Genomic DNA, 2,616 nt, shown 5'->3' with positions numbered 1-2,616 from the left:
CTGTCGGCGCCGGTGAAGCGGACGCCCGCCTTCTCCAGCCGCTCCTGCACCCAGCCGTCCTCGCCCCAGCCGCCGTGGAGGGCGGTGAAGACCACGTCCGCGTCGCGCAGCAGCTCCGGCACGGGCCCGCCGTCGAAGGCGGCCTCCATACGCCGCCGCAGCCCGTGCCGCTCGTGGCCGGCCGGCGGCTCCTTGCCGACCTCGAACCCGTCCACCGCGTCGCCCGGACGCAGGGGCCCCGCCAGTACGGGCACCTCGGCCGCCGGATCGACCAGCAGCACCTCGTGCCCGCGCTCCAGCAGCGCACGGGCCACCGAGCTGCCCGAGGCCAGGGAGACGTCTCGTTCCGGGCTCTCTCCACCACACAAGATCACGATTCGCATGCCCGTATTGTGTCCTCTTCCGTACCCTCCCGCACACGACGTCCGGCCGAAACTCACCAGTACGGACGCGCCGGGAGCAGGGCCGGACCGGCCGTCCGGCGAGGTCGGGCGGACACCGGCGCGGGGGAGTTGCCAGTGAGGGACCGCAGGTGCAGTTCGGCGAGCCGGAGCCCGGAAACCGCGTCGTCGCGGGCGCCGGCGGAGATCCCGTTGAGGACCAGGGCGCCGTCCCCGCCACGGAACACCTCCGCGTGGAAGACGCAGTCCCGGGGCGCGGGCAGGGCCCGCAGCGCCGCCGCGGCCAGCGCGCACAGCTCGTCGGAGAGCGGGTCCTGCGGCTCCAACGGGGCGGCGCCGGCCGCAGCGGACGGCCACACCAGCCGGATCTCGCCGTCCGCGAGGACCCCGTCCACCTGGAACGCCTCGTGCTCCAGGTGGGTTTCCGCGAGCAGCAGGGCGCCGTCGTCCGTGCCCGCCTCGGGATGGCGCGCGAGGAACGCCGGGAGGTCGTCCGGGGAGTGCAGCACCTCGACGCCCTCCGGCCCGCCTCCCCGGCGCGGTTTCACCACGACCGGGTAGCCGTGCCCGGCGATGAAATCGGCCAGATCCGTGGCGTGGCGGACCGCGGCGAAGGGGAGCAGGGGGACGCCGGCCTCCCAGAGCGCCGACTTCATGGCGTACTTGTCGCGGAACGCGTCCACGCCCGCCGCGCTGTGCCCCGGGACCCCCATGGCCGCCCGCAGCCGCGCACCGCGCGACAGGTCGGACTCCGACAGCGCCAGCAGCCGCTCGAACGCCCACTTCTCGTGCAGTCTCAGGGCCATGAGCTCCACGGCCGGGTTGGCGTGGAACTCCTCCACGACCTCCACGTGGGCGTAGCCGCGGAGCACGGCGGCCCGCTCGTCGGCGTCGGCCGGCACGGCCGCCGCGTCGGTGATGAGGACGACGTCGTGCCCCTCGCCCAGGAACTCGGGGTAGCGGTACTGGGCGACCGGGGTTCGGTTGAGTACGAGGAACCGCATCTTCTCTCCATGGGGGTTGCCGCGCAGAAGGACGGCCGGAAGGGACGGCCTACGGCTTGAGCCGTTCGGCCAGTGCCTGGGCGAAGCGCAGGGCCCCGTCCTCGCTGAAGGTGAGGTTGAGGGAGGGCTCGCAGAGCTCCATCTCCAGCACCATGGGGGCGCCGTCGGAGCCGCGGACCAGGTCGACCCGCCCGCAGACCAGGGGCCGGTCCAGGCCCAGGTGCGCCACCGAGGCGGCCAGCGCGGCCGCCGCCACGGCCCGCTGGTCCTCGTCGGCGTCGAGGGCCCGGCGGAAGTCGAGGGTGGGGACGTGCACCGTGCCGTCGGGCATGAGCATCGCGCCCTTGTGGATGGCGTGGCTGTAGACGCCGTCGAAGAAGGTCAGGTCGGTCTCGCCCTGCCGGTCGACGGACTCCACGTACGGCTGGAGTATGACGTGGCTGCCGTTGGCGAGGAGCCGCGCGACGTGCCGGGACGCCGGCTCCCGCGCCGACCTCGGGTAGCGCTGTACGTCCTTGGAGTAGCAGCCGTCGGTCGGCTTGACGACGAACTCGGGGGTGTCGGGGCGGGCCGCGAGGAACTCCCGCACCGCCGCCGGGGCGTCCGACCCCGGCGCGACGACCGTGGTCGGGATGACCGGGACCCCGTGCGCGGCGAGGTCGGCGAGGTACCGCTTGTCGAGGGCCCAGCGCACCAGCGGCATCGGGGTGATGAGCCGCGTCACCCGTGCGACGCGCTCGCAGAACGCCAGGAACTCGGCCTGCTTCTCCGCCCAGGTCCAGGGGGAGCGGAAGACGACGGCTTCGAAACGCGACCAGTCGACGGTCCCGTCCTCCCAGTCGCAGACCTCGGCGGTGATGCCCACCGTCCGGCACGCCTCCAGCAAGGGGGGCATGTCGTAGTCGATGGGGAGGCTGACGGCGTCGGTGACCAAGGCGAGGGTGCCCATGAGCGGATCCAATGCTGGAGAGGTGCCGGAGGTGCCGGAGGTTTCGGAGGTGCCGGCGGCGGCCGGGCGGTGCGGTGGCGGCTCGCCTACCAGGGGACGAGGTCTCCCCGGTGCACGTAGCCGCCCGTGGGGCCGTCGTCGTCGAGCAGGGCCATCGTGACGGCGGATGCCGCCGTACCCGCCGGCGGCGAGGCCGACGACCGCCGCGAAGGCCGCGGCGAGGGAGGCGACGGCGAGGAACACCTGGACGTAGTAGCGGGAC

The 2,616-nt window shown here is 73.8% G+C and carries 2 protein-coding genes and 1 pseudogene; all 3 read right to left on the bottom strand.

Annotation, left to right across the window (positions count from 1 at the left end; all coding sequences use genetic code 11):
* Positions 1-383, bottom strand: a pseudogene (locus AB0O29_RS34975) (D-alanine--D-alanine ligase); the annotation flags it as partial.
* 53 nt (positions 384-436) lie between these two features.
* The gene (locus AB0O29_RS34970; RefSeq protein WP_365160205.1) at positions 437-1,405 is read right to left on the bottom strand and encodes a hypothetical protein; all 969 of its coding nucleotides are present in this window, start codon (positions 1,403-1,405) and stop codon (positions 437-439) included.
* Positions 1,406-1,454: 49 nt separating this feature from the next.
* Positions 1,455-2,354, bottom strand: a complete 900-nt coding sequence (locus tag AB0O29_RS34965) for a hypothetical protein (RefSeq protein ID WP_365160202.1) — start codon at positions 2,352-2,354, stop codon at positions 1,455-1,457.
* Between the last annotated feature and the right edge of the window lie 262 nt (positions 2,355-2,616).

This window comes from Streptomyces sp. NPDC089915, assembly GCF_040684675.1.
In the GTDB taxonomy this organism is placed as follows: domain Bacteria; phylum Actinomycetota; class Actinomycetes; order Streptomycetales; family Streptomycetaceae; genus Streptomyces.
The sequence above is the reverse complement of the archived record's forward strand: the minus strand, read 5'-3'. Positions and strand labels throughout refer to the sequence as shown.